Consider the following 16,696-nt stretch of genomic DNA (forward strand, 5'->3'; position numbering starts at 1 on the left):
ACGCTCACTATTTTTTTATCATTAACGGTTGATGTTTTTCCTAAAGATTTGATCTGTATATCACCTTGCGGCACTTCCATGCAAAAAGCATATAAGTTGTTTCCCCGGTAGTAAAGCGGATATCAGCAGATTGATAACTGCGCGTATCTGCAAGGCCCGAAAACTGACCTTTCTTTTGATTTTCTTTAATAGTTGACGGGCCCTCGCCATAAATTTTCGGGGGCGGGTACCGTAAATGCCTTTACCGTTAGCGGGCATCCGGGCAGCAATATCTTCCACTATTTTCAACACATCAGGCTCAAGTTCGCCCTCCGGGGTCTGTACTACGTTAATCAGCAGGTTGCCGTTTTTACTTACAATATCAACCAGCATTTGTATAACTTCTGTACCGGTTTTGTATTTCTGGCCTGTTTGGTAAAACCAATCACCTATAGATGTATCGGTTTGCCATGGATACGGATTGATATCGCCCTGTACACCACGTTCCAGATCCTGCACCCATTTACCGTTTGATGCTTCTTTGCAATTATAAATAGCAGTAGGGCTACCATTGTGGAACGCAAAGTTACCGTTATAGAAATTAGCAAGCATGCTGCGGCCCACCTCGTCAAAGGGTAACTTACTGTCAGAATAAAGCAGATCGGGGTGATAAGTATCTACCAGTTCTTTTACATTAGCATACCATTCTTTCATATAATCAGGGTTGGTAGTTAACCAGGCTTTGTCGTCTGGTGCTGCTTTGGTATGGTATAGATCGGCATATTGCGGGTCGGCTCCATCGTAGGGTACTCCGGCCAAATCGCCTGTTTTATCTGCCCGGTGCGACGCACGGAACCGGTATAACTGGCTGCCAAATGTTCTGACACGCCAAATTTAAGGCCCTCTTTTTGTGCCGCCTTTTGCCGGCGCCCACCACGTCTTTATGCGGCCCCATATTAAATGCATTCCATTTATGCAGTTGTGATTTCCACAAAAAGAAATTATCATGATGGCTGCCCATGCTTACAAAGTATTTAGCACCGGCTTTTTTGTATAGCGCCATCAGCTTTTCGGGGTCCCATTTCTCGGCTTTCCATAATGGGATGATATCCTTATATCCAAATTTTGACGGCGGCCCATAATGTGCCACATGATATTTGTTTTGACGGCTCCCCTGCTCATACATACCCCTTGCATACCAGTCGCCCGGCGCGGTACGGCCTGCGGCCCCCAATGCGCCCAAATGCCAAACTTAGCATCCCTGAACCATTCGGGGTATTTATATTCTTTTAATGACTCGTCGGTTGGTTTAAACGGCCCGGCATTTATGGGCAGCTGCTGGGCTTTAGTTAAAAGCGTACCCACTGTTAGTACACCCATTAAAAGGTATTTCAGGTTTGTCTTCATAATTGATAATTGGCTTGAACTAATATAGGCGAATTATCGTACCGGCAGGCATAAATATTAACACAATTAATGATATAGACTTTATCAGATATTACTGATTACCTTTGCAGTTATAAGCTGAAGATATAATGACTACAAATCTGCCAAAAACACCCGAAAAGAAAGCATGCACCCCGGAACGTACACCGGCAGGGCTATGATTTTAAACAGCTTATTAAAGCTAATCCTGCTTTAAGGAAATTTGTGGGCTTGAATAAATTTGAGGTTGAGTCGGTTGACTTTACTAACCCTGAAGCTATTAAAGCATTAAATAAAGCACTGCTTAAGCAATTTTATGGTGTTGATGGCTGGGATATCCCCGAAGGATACCTTTGCCCGCCTATACCCGGCCGTGCAGATTATATCCACTACGTAGCCGATTTGCTGGCAGAGACAAATGATAACGCAATTCCGAAGGGAAACAAAATACACGTGCTTGATATTGGTACAGGTGCAAACCTGGTTTACCCGTTAATTGGTTCCAGTTTTTATGGCTGGCAGTTTGCAGGTACTGACATTGACCCAACTGCTATTCGGTCTGCAAAAGATATTATAGGGTTAAACAAAGGTTTGGAACGGAAGATCGACATCCGTTTGCAGCCTGGCTATGACATATTCGCCAACATTATTAAACCCGATGAGCGCTTTGACGCTACCATTTGTAATCCACCCTTCCACGCGTCATTCCGTGAAGCGGCCGATGCCACTGCCACCAAATGGAAAAAGTTGGGTGTGATGAAAAAGCCTACCTTTTTAAATTTCGGCGGCCAAAAAATGAGCTTTGGACCAAAGGTGGCGAGGCTGGTTTTGTGCGCAAAATGATTGAGGAAAGCGTAACCTACGGGAAACAGGTATTATGGTTTACCTCTCTCATATCAAAAAAGAGACCCTGCCAACTGTTTACAGCACGTTAAAGTTTGTTAAAGCTGCCGGGATAAAAACTATCACCATGGCACATGGCCAAAAAACAAGCCGCTTTGTAGCCTGGACATTTTTTACACAGGAAGAGCAGGCCGAATGGTTTAAACAAAAACGTGGTTCCGCCACTTAGATCAACCGGCGCTCTTTGTCGCAGAGTAATATTTTAGATTAATGAGATCGCTTGGGATATCTGATTTGGTGTTCCAGCTGTTATGGATAGCTAATGCTGTACCCAAAGCGGTAGCCTGCGCCATTGATGCCGCATAAACTTCAACGTCAGGAAAAGCCTTCGCCAGTAAGTTCATAAAAACGGCGTTCTTACTAAAGCCACCGTCAACAAAAATGCGTTTTACAGGGCTGTTTTTTAACACAAGGGCAGTCGCTATTTTTTGCTTCGCGACAAGGTTATGCATCAGTTCAAAATAAGCGATAATGTCTTCGCCTTCCAAATCGGTATCGTAAGAAATATTACGGTATTTGATCACATCCTCACCATATTTTTCGGCAATGGCTTTAATGCCAACATCGTACTCATGCCCGCTAAATAAACGCGATGCTTTAACCGGCTTGCCTTTGTACTGGATATAATTCAAGCAGTCTTTCTCCAACTCTTCGGCTGTTAAAGACGATTGGTTAAAAGGGTTTAAACTGATGGACGGTACCGGTAGACAGCAATACAAAAGGCATATTAAAACTCGCCGGGTAAGGTATCAGCGCCGCCGAACTATCATGCAGGCCTATGCCTACCGGTAATGTTCTTTCACATCAGCCGGCTCGACTACGCCGTTTGATGGTGCTATGGGTGCAAGGACTTTATCTATACCCTCTTTAATCACCCAATTGTGGTAAGTGTTTTTTCAAAGTTCCACAAAGCGGTATGGCAGCCTATGCTGGTACAGTCAGAGAAAGCGCGGCCGCTTACCAAATAACTTAAATACTGCGGCAGGTGAAGCGCGTATTTTATCCGCTTAAATAATTCGGGCTGCTCATGTTTTATGCGATACAGTTGCAGGCCCGAATTTAGACTTTCTAATGCAGGCGAGGCTGTTTCAAAAGCTATTTTAGTTTCATCGCCATAAGTATCATAAAACTGCTTTTTTAATTGCTGCGGATATGGTTTTAGATAGTTATACAGCGGTGCTATAGCTTCGCCGTCCTTATCTAAATAAACAAAACTTGCCCCATAGGCCGAAAAGTTAACCCCTTCCAGCCTGAACTCTTTTAAACGCTTTACTTCGTTCAGCGAATCGAAGATGGATTTTTTCAGCGCATCCAGATTCTCGCAGGCGAAACCGTCTTCGTCAACGATCTCATTAAACTGGCCGAGCGTTCAAAAACAATATTATAGCTCTCATCAAAAAGAAAGAGCTTTTTATTGGTTTTGCCCACATCAAAAACCGCGATAACAGGTATAGGGTTCATGCTATAATCCGGTTGCACGGGTTTTTTCGCCGCGTTGTTTGATTAGGTTGGCACGCACCGCTCCTTCACGATATAGCGCAATAGGGTTTAGTGCACCACCGGCACGTAAACGCGCTTCGGCTATCAGCGGGCGCACATCAGTACGATAGGCTGTTTGCAAGATCTCCTGCGCTTTGGCTACATCATTATTTTGTTGCGCGTCAACCAGTGCTTTGGTATCAATCAATAATGCTTGCGCGTAGGCAATTTTTATAGCCTCTACCGATTGGATCAGATCCTCAATAGGGTCTTTAACATTATGCGACGCATCTATCATCCAGCCAATACCGGTTGCATGGTTCAAGCCGCGGGCATCCATACCTTCAACCAACTCATTGAATATCAGGAAAAGCTGGTAGGGGTTAATGCTGCCTACAGTGAGGTCATCATCACCATACTTTGAGTCGTTAAAATGGAAACCGGCCAGCTTTTGCTCCATCAGCAATAAAGACACTATTTGCTCTATATTGGTGTTGGGCAGGTGGTGACCAAGATCAACCAACGTCAGCGCTTTTTTACCAAGTTTGGAAGCTAACAGGTATGATTGCCCCCAATCGCCAATGGTGGTCGAGTAGAAATTTGGTTCGAAGGGTTTGTACTCAATCCAAACTTTCCAGTCGTCAGGCAGAGCTTCATAAATTTGCTGCAGGCTGTCCAGTGTATTTTGGAATGCCTTACGGAAATTCAATTGTCCCGGGAAGTTTGATCCATCAGACAACCAAACCGATAACGCATTTGAGCCCAATTCAACACCGTATTTTATTACTTCGATATTGTGTGCTATAGCCTGGTCGCGCACCGCTTTATCAGTATGGTGCAACGAACCAAATTTATAGCTCAGTTTGGCATCTTTCTGATCCCTGGAAAGTGTTAGAGTTTACCGCGTCGAAGTGTAGACCATATTGCGCCGCGTGGGCCTTTATCGCCGTAGCATTTTCAGGAATATCCCACGGGATGTGCAACGAGATAGAATTACTCGAACGGTTTAACGCGTGGATCATCCCCACATCGCTTATCTTTTCTTCCGGTTACGTGGTTCGCCACCGCCCGAAAAACGGCCAAAACGGGTACCGCCGGTACCTAATGCCCAGCTTGGTATGGCAATATTGAATGCCTGCAGTTTTTGCAATACATCATCCAAATTAATTACATCCTCGGCAACGAAATTAAATTTGCGCTGATGGTCTTTTATATGCTGATGATTAAATTCATCAATTTTTTGTTGTTCCATAGTATATTATCTTACAAATGCAGCGGCAACACCGCCATCAACATTTAAAACATTCCCGGTTGATTTACCTAATAAACCGCCCGCGAAAGCGAAGCAGGCGTTGGCAATATCTACCGGCAAAATAACTTCATTTAATAAAGTGCGTTTAGCATAATAAGCAGGCAGTTCGGCAACGGTTATGCCATATGCTTTGGCCCGGCCTTCGGCCCAGCCACCGGCCCAGATATTACTGTCGCTGATAACCGCATCCGGGTTAACCACGTTAACACGGATCTTATCGGCACCCAACTCTGCGGCATTCAACCTGCTTAGGTGTAACTGCGCTGCTTTGGCGCTGCCATAACCGGCGTTATTTGGACCGCTTACCAACGCGTTTTTGCTGACGATATTAATGATATCACCGCCGATATCCTGTTTCTTCATCACGTTAGAAGCCGCCTGTGTAACCATGAACTGGCCCTTCACCAATACGTCATATAGCAGGTCCCAATCCTTTTCGGTATGGTCGGCAATGGTTTTTGAGATAGACAGCCCGGCATTATTAACGATCAGGTCCACACCACCAAAAGCTAAAATTGCTTCAGCTACCGCGCTGTCAATCTGATCCGCTTTGGTAACATCCAAAATGGCATTGGTGTAAGCATCTTTACCAAAAAGCTTTTTAAACTCTTCGCCGGCACCTTCCGGGCGTTCAGCATTCATATCATTCAATACCACACATGCTCCCTCTTCGGCAAACTTTTTGGCGATAGCTTTACCAATGCCACCTGCACTACCGGTGACCAATGCCACGCGACCTGATAAAGCTTTAGGCTTCGGCATGCGTTGCAGTTTGGCTTCTTCTAACAACCAGTATTCAATATTAAAAGCTTTCTGGCGTGGTAATGAGGTATATTCAGAAATAGCTCCAGAACCTTTCATTACGTTGATGGCGTTGATATAGAACTCGGCGGCTACGCGGGCGGTTTGCTTGTCTTTAGCGAAGGTGAACATACCAACACCCGGATATAAAATTACCACCGGGTTAGCATCGCGGATAGCCGGACTGTTATCATGCTTGCAGGTGTTATAATACTCGGTATACATCGCCCGGTAAGCATCGAATGCTGGGGCAAGGCGTGTTTTTAACGCTTCAACATCACTCAAATCCTCGTCTTTTCCTAAATCTAATACCAGCGGACTGATCTTTGTCCTCAAAAAGTGATCCGGGCAACTGGTACCAAGCGGTGCCAATCTATCCAGATCATTTGAATTAATGAACTCTAATACACGGGCATCATCTGTAAAATGCCCGATCATATTTTGTTTTGACGAGCAGAAACCGCGCAGTATCGGCGCTAAGGCGATAGCCTGTTTTTTACGACCGGCTTCGTCTAAACTATCCAGCTTTTTACCGCCAAAGATGGGGCCTTTTTGCCATAGTTTTGCTCCGGTATTCGGCGCATTGCTCAATAACTTCAAGCGTATTAATATAGCTTTCGTAAGCGGTATCGCCCCGGGTAAATAAGCCATGCGATCCCAGCATAATACCCCGGATGCCCGGATTAGCATCTAAACAAGATTTTAATTGCAGGCCCAGGTCGAAACACGGTTTTTGCCATTCTACCCAGCCAATTCTACCTTTAAACAGGTCGGCAGTTATTTGCTTACCATCTTTTGCTGCCGCGATGGCAATAGCTGCGTCGGGGTGCAGGTGGTCGATATGTTTAAAGGGTAAAAACCCGTGTAGCGGCGTATCAATTGACGGCGCTTTAGATGCCGGTCGTAAATAGTATGGTTAAACAGTTCCACCATTTCATCCTCATGCTCCAAACCCCGATATATATTTTTAAGGCTGCGCAATTTATCTACATACAGTGCAGCCAATCCGCTTTTTTAAGCGTACCTATGTCGCCGCCCGATCCTTTGATCCACATCACTTCAACGTCTGGCCTGTCAACGGGTCTTTAGCCATTGCTTTGCAGGAAGTATTGCCGCCACCGTAGTTAGTCAGGCGCAAGTCGGCCCCTAACAGGTTAGACCGGTATATTAAAAGTGCCACTTCGTCACCCGCAAGCTTTGCAGCCTCCGCATCGTCCCATAAATAGCTTACGTGCTTAAAATTTGTTTCTTTGATAGACATTGTACTGTTTGTTGATCGTATTGTTATTTGTTTATTTCTACTTGCGCTGTTTTAGCGACTTCTTTGTCTTTTAAATTGTTGCCATAGCCTACCAAAATAACCGATAGGATAATGGTTACTATACCTACCACTAAGGTGGTAAATGCTTTTTGCTTACGGCCGTCCACTCTTTCAATATTACCCCCACATGTTTGCTACCGGGATAATAAACGCCATGTGCAGGATCCATGAGCTTGCGCCGTTACCCAGCTTGCTTTCGCCCATACCATAGAAGAAGAACTGCAGGAACCAGGTTGTGCCCGCTAATGCCGAAAAGATATAGTTTTTCAACAGCGGGGTTTTACCATCAGTATAGTTACCGAATGTTTTGTTGCGGGCGTTTAAGATCATGCACCAAATAAAGTTGGTAGTCAATCCTCCCCAAAGGATAACGATATAAGTAACGTTGTTTTTATACAGGAAGTTGGCATTATCTGTAATATGATTGGCTTCTCTCCAGGCCGCGTTAGCGGCGTTTGCCATGTCGGCACCCGCATCAATACCAAAGGCGAAGCAGGCGCTCAACACACCGGATATAATGGCTACGGTAATACCCAAACCAAATTTGTAGTCTTTATTTTCATTTACGGCTGCGCCTGATTTATTTAAGTCCCGCTCTTTTAGCGTACCTGCGCGGCCGCAAATAATAATACCGAGAACGCATACAGCTATACCTATCAATACGATCTGACCCCAATGACTTAATGCCAGCATACCAATGCTGTCTTTACCGTCCTTCGGCGAAAACTCATAATAAACCGCCGGTACCAGCGCGCCAAATACCGAGCATAAGCCCAGGATAATGGTACTGCCTAATGACACCCCTAAATAGCGCACACCCAAACCGTAAGTTAAACCGCCTATTCCCCATAATAACCCGAAGAAGTAGGTTAAACCTAATATACCACCGTTAGTAGCCTTAATGATCTCCACAAAGTTGGGAACCGTTAACCAGGCCGCAATAGGCGGAACGATCAACCATGAAAACAATCCGCCTACAATCCAGAAACTTTCCCATGCCCAGCCTTTTACTTTTTTGTAAGGGATATAAAAACTACCCGAGGCAAAGCCGCCGATAAAGTGAAATATTACTCCGAAAATTACTTCCATGTCTTTTAGGTATTACATTGATGTTGTAAAATGATAAGTGCCTGAGCCTACATTTACAGCAGTATAACCTGCTATTTGATTGGCTGCTTTTGTAACCGGTTTACCGCCTTCGGTAACCGCGTTATCGCCTTTGGTTGGTACATAAATGGTGGCCGTTGCATTTGCCGGGATAACTACATCCAGTACAAAATTACCGCCATCAATTTTCCAGTGCGAGCTTGCTTTTCCATAAGGTGTTTCATAATCCGCAGCAATGGTAGTAAAGTTGCCGCCTATAGTTGGTTTGATGATGATGCCTTTATAGCCTACGGTCGGTTTTAGTATCTAAACCTGCAACTGTGCGGTACATCCAGTCGCCAATGGCGCCGTACGCGTAATGGTTATAGGAATTCATGGAAGGTACTTCGAGCGTTCCATCAGGATGGATACCGTTCCATCTTTCCCAAATAGTAGTGGCGCCCATTTTAATCGGATATAACCATGACGGATAGTTTGGCTGCAATAATAAGGTAAAGGCAACATCGGCATGCCCGAAACGGCTAAGCGCACTGCATAGATAAGGCGTGCCCGGGAAGCCGGTAGTTAGGTGATTACCATAACGGCGTACGTTAGCAGCTAACCTGTCTGCCGCTTGCATTCTTAAGTTTTCGGGCAGCATATCAAATTGTAACGCTAAGGTGTAAGCTGTTTGGGTGTCTGATGATATTAAGCCGTTAGGAGTAACATATTCCCTCAAATAGGCGGCTTTAACATCAGCTAATAATTTGGTATACGTAGCCTCGTCATCAGTTTTGCCTAAAACTTTCGCCGCGTTTATCAGCAACTGGGTTGAATAAGCATAAAAGCATTGCGCTATTAAATATTTACTGGTGATAGCTGCTGTGCCATCATTATCATCATTTCGGGTGAAGAACAGCCAGTCGCCAAAATGACCGCCGGTGTTCCACAGATTGTTACGGCTGCGGTTTTCATGCAGTCAACCCAGGCTTTCATGCTGCTGTATTGATTAGCCAACAACTCTTTATCGCCATAGGCGGTACATATTCCATGGGACGATAGTTGCAACGTCACTCCAGCCTGTACTGCCGCCGGCGCCTGCAGGCTTGCCATTGTCAAAAGCATCCGGAATAACATGCGGTACACTGCCATCAGCAAACTGATCTAAAGCGACATCTTTTAACCATTTGGCAAAAAAGTTATGCGCGTTCATGTTATAGGTAGCCGTGCGCGAAAACACCTGCGCGTCGCCGGTCCAGCCTAAACGCTCATCGCGTTGCGGGCAATCGGTAGGAATATCAATAAAGTTGCCGCGCTGGCCCCACTCTATATTATGTTGTAATTGGTTGATCAGCGGATTAGAAGTAGTAAACGTTCCGGTTACCGGCATGTCCGAATAAACAGCCGTAGCCGTAAAATCTTCCGGCTTGATCTCACCCGGGTAACCCTCTATCCGGATATAACGGAAACCCTGCCGGGTAAACTGCGGCTCGAAAGTTTCTTCGGCACCCCCTTTTAGTATAAAGGTATTGATACATTTAGCGTCGCGCAGGTTGTCTGTATAGAAATTGCCCGCTTTATCCATTACTTCGGCGTGCGATATTACAATTTTATCACCGGCGTTACCTTTAACTTTAAACTTAACCCAACCTACCAGGTTCTGGCCAAAGTCGATCACTTTCTCGCCTTTTGGCGTGGTGAATAATTTAACCGATTTAAATGTTTCGTGCTTTTTAACCGGCTCATTAACCGTAGCAATCAATATGTTTTTAGGGTAGTTTTGTACGGCTACAGCGCCCCAGCTTTTATCGTCAAACGCAGCTGTCGACCATCCTTTTTGCTCCATGCGGGCATCTGTGGTCGATCCCATATAAATCTCTGCATAACGCACCTCGCCTGTTGAAGTTTTCCGGTGCCATCGGTGCCTATAGTAGCTGTAGTGCCATCGGTAAAGGTGATATTTAACTGCATAAGCAATGCAATGTCTTTACCGTAAATTTCTTTGCGGGTGCCAATACCATAAATGCCCCGGTACCAGCCACTGCCCAATGCCGCGCCTATGGCGTTATTACCTTGTTTTAACAGGTTGGTAACATCATAAGCCTGGTATTGTATGCGTTTGTTATAGCTGGTATAACCGGGTGTAAGATAATCTGTACCCACACGCTGGCCATTTATGTGTGCCTCGTATATACCATGAGCAGTTATATAAGCAAATGCTGATTTGATTTTTTTAGCTACAGCAAATTCCTTCCTGAATAACGGGCTTGGGCGCGATGGCTCTTCGGTAACAGGGCCTATCCATTCTGCTTTCCAGTCGGCTGGAGTTAACAAGCCCATTTGGAATGATGCTGTGCTCCAGTCGGACGCTTTACCTTTATTATCCCAAACCCGCACCTGCCGGGTATAACGCTGTCCCGATACCAAAGGCGAACCTTTATAGGTAATGTACAGCGACTCATCGCCTGTAACCTTACCCGGCGCCCACACTATGCCTTTCGGTCCGCTAACCTTTAGCTCGTAAGCAGTTTGCATTACGTTGCGGGCCGTGCCGGCGTTTAACTGCCAGCTAAACCGTGGCGATAAGGCGTCGACGCTGTTAGGATTGGTCAGGTTCTCGGTTTGTAAATGTTGTACTTTTACCTGCCCTGAGGCATAGCTGCGCTGCAAAAAGGGCAATAAATAAAAAGGAGACTTTTCTCATTGTTTATTAAAAAAGGATGTATAATTGGTTAAGGCAAGTTAACAAAAATGATTTTGGTTAACCGTCCCCTACTGTCCGGTTATTTTAAGATGAAAAATTATTTAAAGATTATCCAGATCGATGAACACTCCATCACACCCAAGTATTTGCAGATTTGCAACAGCATTTTGCGCGGCATTGAGGAGGAGAAGATTGAAAAGGACGATATCCTGCCATCTATTAACGATTTGAGCATTGCGCTGGAGGTTGCCCGCAATACTATTGAGCGCGCTTATAAAGAGTTACGCAAGTACAATGTTATTAACTCGGTAGCCGGTAAGGGGTACTTTATAAGTAACACGCAATTTAATCAGCCTATAAAAGTTTTACTGCTGTTTAATAAGTTAAGCAGCCATAAAAAGATTATCTACGATGCCTTTGCCGAGGTATTGGGCAGCAATGCCGCCATCGATTTTACATTTATAACAGCAATTTTAACTTCTTTAAAAAGCTGCTTATGGGTAATATCGATCATTACTCAAAACTAATCATCATCCCGCATTTTATAGAAAATACCGAGAGCGCCCGGGCGGTAATAAACGAATTACCGAAGGATAAACTGATCCTAATGGACCGCCGGAGAATATAACCGGCGATTTTGGCGCGGTCTACGAAAATTTTGAGCAGGATATTTATGACGCGCTAACACAACTTTTAGATAAACTGAGCAAATACCACACTATCAAGATCATCTTCCCCGAGCATAGCTATTATCCCAAGGAGATACTAAAAGGCTTTATTAACTTTTGCAGGCAATATGCTTTTGAGTATGCCACCATCCACGAACTGGCTAACGAAACCCTGCAAACCGGCACCGTGTATATCAACTTAATGGAGGACGACCTGGTTGAGCTGGTAGAAAAGATCATCAGCAGTAAATTAAAAGTAGGTGAGGATATTGGTGTAATATCCTATAACGAAACGCCGCTTAAAAAGATCATCCTTAACGGCATCACCACTATATCAACCGACTTTAAAATGATGGGTGAGAAAGCTGCCGAAATGGCGCTGACTAATACCAAGGAGCATTTGGCTATACCTTTTAAAGTGACATTGAGGGATTCGTTGTAAAACCCGCGCCGAGACCAAGTAAAGGATTCTGATGGGCGCATCGTATTGATTGTGATTAAGCTTTTGTATTTAATTTGATACGCAATATAGAAATAGCGTATTGTTATATATATTAGTTTCTGAATAACCCATACCAATAACTACCCCCTGTATGAATTTTATAAAGAGCAGTTTATTACTGATGCTTTGTGGCTTTACTGTTGCCGGCCAGGCTCAAAAAAAAGCGGCACCAACCTACTCAACCAATAAATTAATAATAGATAGAGGCGACGCGCTGTTCCAGAAAAATTGCGCTGAATGTCATAACTTCCGCCAGCGGGGCATAGGTCCAGTGCTTTCGGGTGTTACAGCCGATGCATCTTATACTTATTTAAGCAAATTCATTGTTAACTCGCAAGCCGTAATAAAAAGTGGTAATAAACGGGCCGTTGCTTTATTTGCCGAATATAAAATACCAATGCCCGCGCATCCGCAGTTAAAACCGGCGGAGATAAACGCCCTGCTATCCTTCATCAACACCCATAAAAAAGCCGCCGAAGTTTACGTAAATACCGCCGAGCTTGGCGCACCGGTTAAGGACCCCATTCCAACCAAAATTGCCAAAGCCGGCCTTACTTTAAAGCTGGAAGAATGGGCAACCGCGCCGGCAACATCAACCAAAAAACCACTCACCCGCATTAATCAAACTTACGTTTTAAAGACACCTACGGGTAACCGCCTGTTTATGCTCGACCTACGCGGCAAACTTTATGAAATTAAAGACAAGCAGTTTAACGTAGTAATGGACATGGCTAAAGAGAAGCCAAAATTCATTCACGAACCGGGACTTGCCTCAGGTTGGGGGACGTTTGTTTTTCACCCCGATTTTTTAAAGAACGGGTTATTGTATACCACCCATACCGAAAAGAAAGGTTCGGCACCGGCCGACTTTGCCTATGCTGATTCCATACCCGTAGCCCTGCAATGGGTTGTTACCGAGTGGAAAGTTAAGGACCCCGCAGCTGCTGTTTTTGAAGCCACCCCGCGCGAAATGATCAGGATGGATAACCCCTCGGCAATGCACGGTATGCAGCAAATGATATTCGACCCGACACTTAAACCGGGCATGCCTGGCTATGGCTTATTATACCTTGATTTTGGTGATGGCGGCTCGGGCGAATTAGGTTATCCATGGCTTTGCAACGGCTCGACAGAGCCAAGGGGTTCTATTCTGCGTATCGACCCGATGGGCCGTAATAGCCGCAACGGCAAATACGGCATCCCCGCCAGTAATCCCCGGGCCAAAACCGGCGACCCAACTGTTTTAGGCGAGGTATATGCCCGCGGGTTCCGTAATCCTAACAAAATTACCCGGGCACCTGATGGTAAAGTCATCGTTTCTGAAATAGGTTATACCAATGTGGAGGAATTGAACATACTTAAACCCGGCCTTAACTATGGCTGGCCAACCCGCGAGGGTACCTTTGTTTCAGTTTTGGCCGGTAAGAAAAGCGCTATTTACAACCTGCCCGCGCATGATGATCCTAAGTACACCTACCCGGTTGCGCAGTATGATCACGATGAAGGTAACTCGGTAGCCGGGGGCTTTGTTTATACCGGCGATATCGCAGCGCTTAAGGGCAAATACATCTTTGGCGATATTGTAAAGGGGCGTGTATTCTACGTTGAGCTGGCCGATCTGAAGCTGGGCCAACAAGCCGTCATCAAAGAGTTCGACCTGCAGTTTGGCGATTTGAAAACCACTTACCCCCAGCTGGTTAAAAACCCCAAGACCGACATGCGTTTTGGACTGGGCGAAAACAACGCCTTTTACATCTGGGCCAAAACCGATGGCAAGATCTGGCAGATAAAAGATTGTGTTACCAACTGATCATTACTTTACGCGGACTAACTCAACCATAATCAATAATTGTATGAACGTACAGGAACAGATCGCAGCTTATATCGCCACCCAACCTGAACCAAAGCGTGCCGAAATGCAGGAGCTGCACAATCGGATACTCAGGGCATTGCCGGGGTGTAAACAATGGTTTGATGATGGTATTAACAGCGAAGGTAAAACGGTTAGTAACCCCAACATAGGCTATGGGTCTTACACGATAAAGTATGCCGATGGTACCACGAGGGAGTTCTTCCAAATTGGGTTGAGCGCAAACACAACTGGCATCTCTGTCTATATCCTCGGCATTAAGAATAAGACCTACCTTGCCCAAACCTATGGAAAGGAATTAGGTAAGGCCAGCGTTACCGGTTATTGCATTAAGTTTAAAACGCTAAAAGATATCAACGTTGATATACTTTTAGCGGCCATAAGCAACGGGGCTGCAATTACAAAGGAACCAAACGCGCTTTAGACAGCGTGCTGCAAATGCAAGACCTACGCGGGCTGGATATCAATATATACCCCGGTTAACATTGCTGTTTCACGAACGTGTGAAACAAATGAAACAAGTGAAACAAAATTTTGACTTAAAAATCTGATTACAAGTTAATTACAAAAAAGCGATGAAACAAAATGAAACAAGTTTTATATTATAACTACTTGATAGTTAGCTATTTGATAAAAATAATATTTGTTTAAACATTTGTTACCTTCTCATAAGTGATATAGAGCCGCCCGGGAATCCTTTTTATAAAATCGCGGGCAAACAAAAACTCATCCTGTTGATTATTATTTAAACACCAATAAATCAACAACACATGAAAAAGATTAAATTAACTTATACGCTATTGCTGTCTGTGAGTCTGCTGACCATAGGAAGCACTGCCCGCGCTCAGGACAATTTTCCAAAAGAAGTAGCCGGAACCATGCAGTTGCAGGGAATGTACCGCCAAAGTAAGCTGGGGCAGCTTAACGGTATACTGGGTGCCAATGGCATCCCGGCCTTGCCCGAAAGCAACTACTGGCTCAACCTTTCCATGAACCACATTCATAACAACTGGGTGATGGAAGATGGGATAGGCGCAAGCTTTACCTCTACTTCGGCAGCCAATACTGCCAACGGCATCCGGGCAAAATATAACCAGTACCAAATTTATGGCCGGTTAGGTTACGATGTGTCTACCACACCAAAAATGCGGGCTTTCCCGTTTGTGGGTATCAACCTGTCTACCGCCATGTTGCGTATTCAGGATAATACCCGGATGCAAAGCACCTCCAGCTTTTCGCCCGAATTGACGAATTTGACGGCGAGTAAAACGCTATGGAACCCACGTTTTGGCCTCGAGTTTGGCGGCGGTTTCGATTATTTGATCCCAATTAAGGACAAAAAGATGGATAATATCACCATCCACCGCAGCTTGCCAATTGGCTTAAGGTTTGGTTATTATTTACAAACATCAAACAGCCCGTGGAGGGTTGATGACAATTATAAACTCCAAAACGGACCGGACAATAAACAAAGTAACGTGTTTGTTAATTTGAATATTGGCTTGGGCTATAAGATCCAGCGCCCTTAGTGTTGAGCATATGGGAATGCAACAAAGCCCGCGGCAAAAACCGTGGGCTTTTTTTGTTGCAGCTGCGGTGGATAAGGAATTGGAGGAGTAGGCTCCTGACTCGCATAAGCTGTAAACTCCCACCAATCAGGTATCGTTTACAGTTGTCGTAAATGCCCCTGTTATTTGTCCGGTTTGCCCAAACACGTTAGTGATATTCCGATTAGATTTGTAGCATACATTTAAATAAACAATAAACCGGTATGGGAAATATAGTATTATTTATGCACCAGTCGCTTGATGGCTTTGCCACCGACGCGAACGGTGACATGCGTTGATCCATGTAGACCAGGAGATCTTTGATTTTGTGGGCGAAAGGGTTGCCCAAACCAACACCGCATTATATGGCAGGGTTACTTTTGAGCTGATGGAAGGCTATTGGCCAACTGCCGGCGATAAGCCCGATGCAAGCAAGCACGATAAGGAACATGCTACCCGGTACAAAAGCGCACGCAAAATAGTATTATCGGACACCTTAGACGAAGCAAACTTTAAGAATACGACGGTAATTGGAAAAGATTATGCTGACAAGCTTCGCAAAATAAAAGAAGAAACAACCGGCGACATTCTGCTATTTGGAAGCCCTACGGCTGCCCACTCCCTGCTTGCCGAAAACCTGATTGACGAATGCTGGCTCTTTGTTAACCCGGTATTGTTGGGCGGCGGTGCCCCCGTGTTTAAAGATATCAAGGAAAAACAATCGTTAACGCTATTAAAGTCGCATACGTTTAGCTCGGGGGTAATTTGTTTGCAGCATGAATTGAAGCATGAGCACTAATTAACGGGCCGTTGTCGGTGTTATTACAACAATGAGTTGATAATAATTACAAGCTGCAAAACGGACCGGATAATAAACAAAGCAATGTGTTTGTTAGTTTGAATATTGGGTTGGTTATAAGATTCGGCGTAATTAGTGTGAGGATATTGAAAACAAATAAGCCGCGGTTGCCGCGGGCTTATTTGTTTTTGGCATGATACTGGTGAAGTTTAGGTATGTTACCTATCATGCTGTTATATTTTGCAGGTGACGTTAATGCCATGTTATAGATTGTATCTATACATCCTTACCGCTCTTAAA

Annotated in this window: 17 protein-coding genes and 5 pseudogenes; 8 read left to right on the forward strand and 14 right to left on the reverse strand. The window is 44.7% G+C overall.

What is annotated here, in order from left to right; translation table 11 throughout:
* Positions 1-60: 60 nt before the first annotated feature.
* A complete protein-coding gene (locus HK413_RS14340) occupies positions 61-798 on the reverse strand; it encodes an alpha-L-fucosidase (protein WP_217451935.1) in 738 nt (245 codons plus the stop codon).
* 10 nt (positions 799-808) lie between these two features.
* Positions 809-1,386 (reverse strand): annotated as a pseudogene (locus tag HK413_RS14345) (alpha-L-fucosidase).
* Between the two features lie 213 nt (positions 1,387-1,599).
* On the opposite strand from HK413_RS14345, the pseudogene rlmF reads away from it, so the two are divergent.
* Positions 1,600-2,339: pseudogene (rlmF, locus tag HK413_RS01645) on the forward strand (23S rRNA (adenine(1618)-N(6))-methyltransferase RlmF).
* Positions 2,282-2,476, forward strand: a complete 195-nt coding sequence (locus HK413_RS16010; protein WP_246229509.1) for an RlmF-related methyltransferase — start codon at positions 2,282-2,284, stop codon at positions 2,474-2,476. The pseudogene rlmF and the gene HK413_RS16010 overlap by 58 nt, the downstream one beginning before the upstream one ends.
* Before the next feature lies 1 nt (position 2,477).
* On the opposite strand, the gene HK413_RS16015 is transcribed toward HK413_RS16010, so the two are convergent.
* From HK413_RS16015 to HK413_RS22555, 12 genes and pseudogenes are all read right to left on the reverse strand, one after another.
* Positions 2,478-2,954, reverse strand: coding sequence for an FGGY-family carbohydrate kinase (locus HK413_RS16015; protein ID WP_246229510.1), 477 nt, complete (start codon positions 2,952-2,954; stop codon positions 2,478-2,480).
* A 655-nt stretch (positions 2,955-3,609) separates the two neighbouring features.
* A complete protein-coding gene (locus HK413_RS16020) occupies positions 3,610-3,786 on the reverse strand; it encodes a hypothetical protein (RefSeq protein WP_246229511.1) in 177 nt (58 codons plus the stop codon).
* Positions 3,770-5,038 (reverse strand): annotated as a pseudogene (locus HK413_RS01655) (L-rhamnose isomerase). The gene HK413_RS16020 and the pseudogene HK413_RS01655 overlap by 17 nt, the downstream one beginning before the upstream one ends.
* A 6-nt stretch (positions 5,039-5,044) precedes the next feature.
* Positions 5,045-6,499, reverse strand: coding sequence for a bifunctional rhamnulose-1-phosphate aldolase/short-chain dehydrogenase (gene rhaD, locus HK413_RS01660; protein ID WP_394353106.1), 1,455 nt, complete (start codon positions 6,497-6,499; stop codon positions 5,045-5,047).
* Complete coding sequence (locus tag HK413_RS21785; RefSeq protein ID WP_394353107.1) at positions 6,429-6,779, reverse strand: class II aldolase/adducin family protein; 351 nt, start codon at positions 6,777-6,779, stop codon at positions 6,429-6,431. Before HK413_RS21785 ends, rhaD begins: the two co-directional genes overlap by 71 nt.
* A complete protein-coding gene (locus tag HK413_RS21790) occupies positions 6,677-6,904 on the reverse strand; it encodes a hypothetical protein (protein ID WP_394353103.1) in 228 nt (75 codons plus the stop codon). The genes HK413_RS21785 and HK413_RS21790 overlap by 103 nt, the downstream gene beginning before the upstream one ends.
* 49 nt (positions 6,905-6,953) lie before the next feature.
* A complete protein-coding gene (locus tag HK413_RS21795; protein WP_394353104.1) occupies positions 6,954-7,160 on the reverse strand; it encodes a hypothetical protein in 207 nt (68 codons plus the stop codon).
* Positions 7,161-7,183: 23 nt separating this feature from the next.
* A complete protein-coding gene (locus tag HK413_RS16025) occupies positions 7,184-7,327 on the reverse strand; it encodes a hypothetical protein (protein ID WP_246229512.1) in 144 nt (47 codons plus the stop codon).
* A 10-nt stretch (positions 7,328-7,337) separates the two neighbouring features.
* Positions 7,338-8,309: an L-rhamnose/proton symporter RhaT gene (gene rhaT, locus HK413_RS01665; protein WP_246229513.1), complete on the reverse strand. Its 972-nt coding sequence runs from the start codon at positions 8,307-8,309 to the stop codon at positions 7,338-7,340.
* 12 nt (positions 8,310-8,321) lie between these two features.
* The gene (locus HK413_RS21800) at positions 8,322-8,633 is read right to left on the reverse strand and encodes an alpha-L-rhamnosidase C-terminal domain-containing protein (RefSeq protein WP_394353108.1); all 312 of its coding nucleotides are present in this window, start codon (positions 8,631-8,633) and stop codon (positions 8,322-8,324) included.
* Positions 8,608-9,696: pseudogene (locus tag HK413_RS22550) on the reverse strand (alpha-L-rhamnosidase-related protein). Before HK413_RS22550 ends, HK413_RS21800 begins: the two are co-directional and overlap by 26 nt.
* A 62-nt stretch (positions 9,697-9,758) precedes the next feature.
* Positions 9,759-10,985 (reverse strand): annotated as a pseudogene (locus HK413_RS22555) (family 78 glycoside hydrolase catalytic domain); the annotation flags it as partial.
* Positions 10,986-11,099: 114 nt separating this feature from the next.
* On the opposite strand from HK413_RS22555, the gene HK413_RS20480 reads away from it, so the two are divergent.
* From HK413_RS20480 to HK413_RS01695, 6 genes are all read left to right on the forward strand, one after another.
* The gene (locus tag HK413_RS20480) at positions 11,100-11,537 is read left to right on the forward strand and encodes a GntR family transcriptional regulator (RefSeq protein ID WP_317169190.1); all 438 of its coding nucleotides are present in this window, start codon (positions 11,100-11,102) and stop codon (positions 11,535-11,537) included.
* Between the two features lie 328 nt (positions 11,538-11,865).
* Positions 11,866-12,120: a substrate-binding domain-containing protein gene (locus HK413_RS20485; RefSeq protein ID WP_317169191.1), complete on the forward strand. Its 255-nt coding sequence runs from the start codon at positions 11,866-11,868 to the stop codon at positions 12,118-12,120.
* Between the two features lie 151 nt (positions 12,121-12,271).
* Positions 12,272-13,990 (forward strand): PQQ-dependent sugar dehydrogenase, encoded by a 1,719-nt coding sequence (locus HK413_RS01680; RefSeq protein WP_175268910.1) that lies wholly within the window; start codon positions 12,272-12,274, stop codon positions 13,988-13,990.
* A 43-nt stretch (positions 13,991-14,033) separates the two neighbouring features.
* Positions 14,034-14,474 (forward strand): DUF1801 domain-containing protein, encoded by a 441-nt coding sequence (locus HK413_RS01685; RefSeq protein ID WP_175268911.1) that lies wholly within the window; start codon positions 14,034-14,036, stop codon positions 14,472-14,474.
* A gap of 346 nt (positions 14,475-14,820) precedes the next feature.
* Positions 14,821-15,579, forward strand: coding sequence for a hypothetical protein (locus HK413_RS01690; protein WP_175268912.1), 759 nt, complete (start codon positions 14,821-14,823; stop codon positions 15,577-15,579).
* 313 nt (positions 15,580-15,892) lie between these two features.
* On the forward strand, positions 15,893-16,396 hold the full coding sequence (locus HK413_RS01695) for a dihydrofolate reductase family protein (RefSeq protein WP_217451939.1): 504 nt from the start codon (positions 15,893-15,895) through the stop codon (positions 16,394-16,396).
* The last annotated feature ends 300 nt before the right edge of the window (positions 16,397-16,696 follow it).

It is taken from the genome of Mucilaginibacter humi, assembly GCF_013087555.1.

Coding starts and splice junctions, on each gene's coding strand:
- rhaT (WP_246229513.1), bottom strand. CDS start 8,309: ATGGAAGTAATTTTCGGAGTAATATTTCACTTTATCGGCGGCTTTGCC.
- HK413_RS01680 (WP_175268910.1), top strand. CDS start 12,272: ATGAATTTTATAAAGAGCAGTTTATTACTGATGCTTTGTGGCTTTACT.
- HK413_RS21795 (WP_394353104.1), bottom strand. CDS start 7,160: ATGTCTATCAAAGAAACAAATTTTAAGCACGTAAGCTATTTATGGGAC.
- HK413_RS16010 (WP_246229509.1), top strand. CDS start 2,282: ATGGTTTACCTCTCTCATATCAAAAAAGAGACCCTGCCAACTGTTTAC.
- HK413_RS01685 (WP_175268911.1), top strand. CDS start 14,034: ATGAACGTACAGGAACAGATCGCAGCTTATATCGCCACCCAACCTGAA.
- HK413_RS20480 (WP_317169190.1), top strand. CDS start 11,100: ATGAAAAATTATTTAAAGATTATCCAGATCGATGAACACTCCATCACA.
- HK413_RS01690 (WP_175268912.1), top strand. CDS start 14,821: ATGAAAAAGATTAAATTAACTTATACGCTATTGCTGTCTGTGAGTCTG.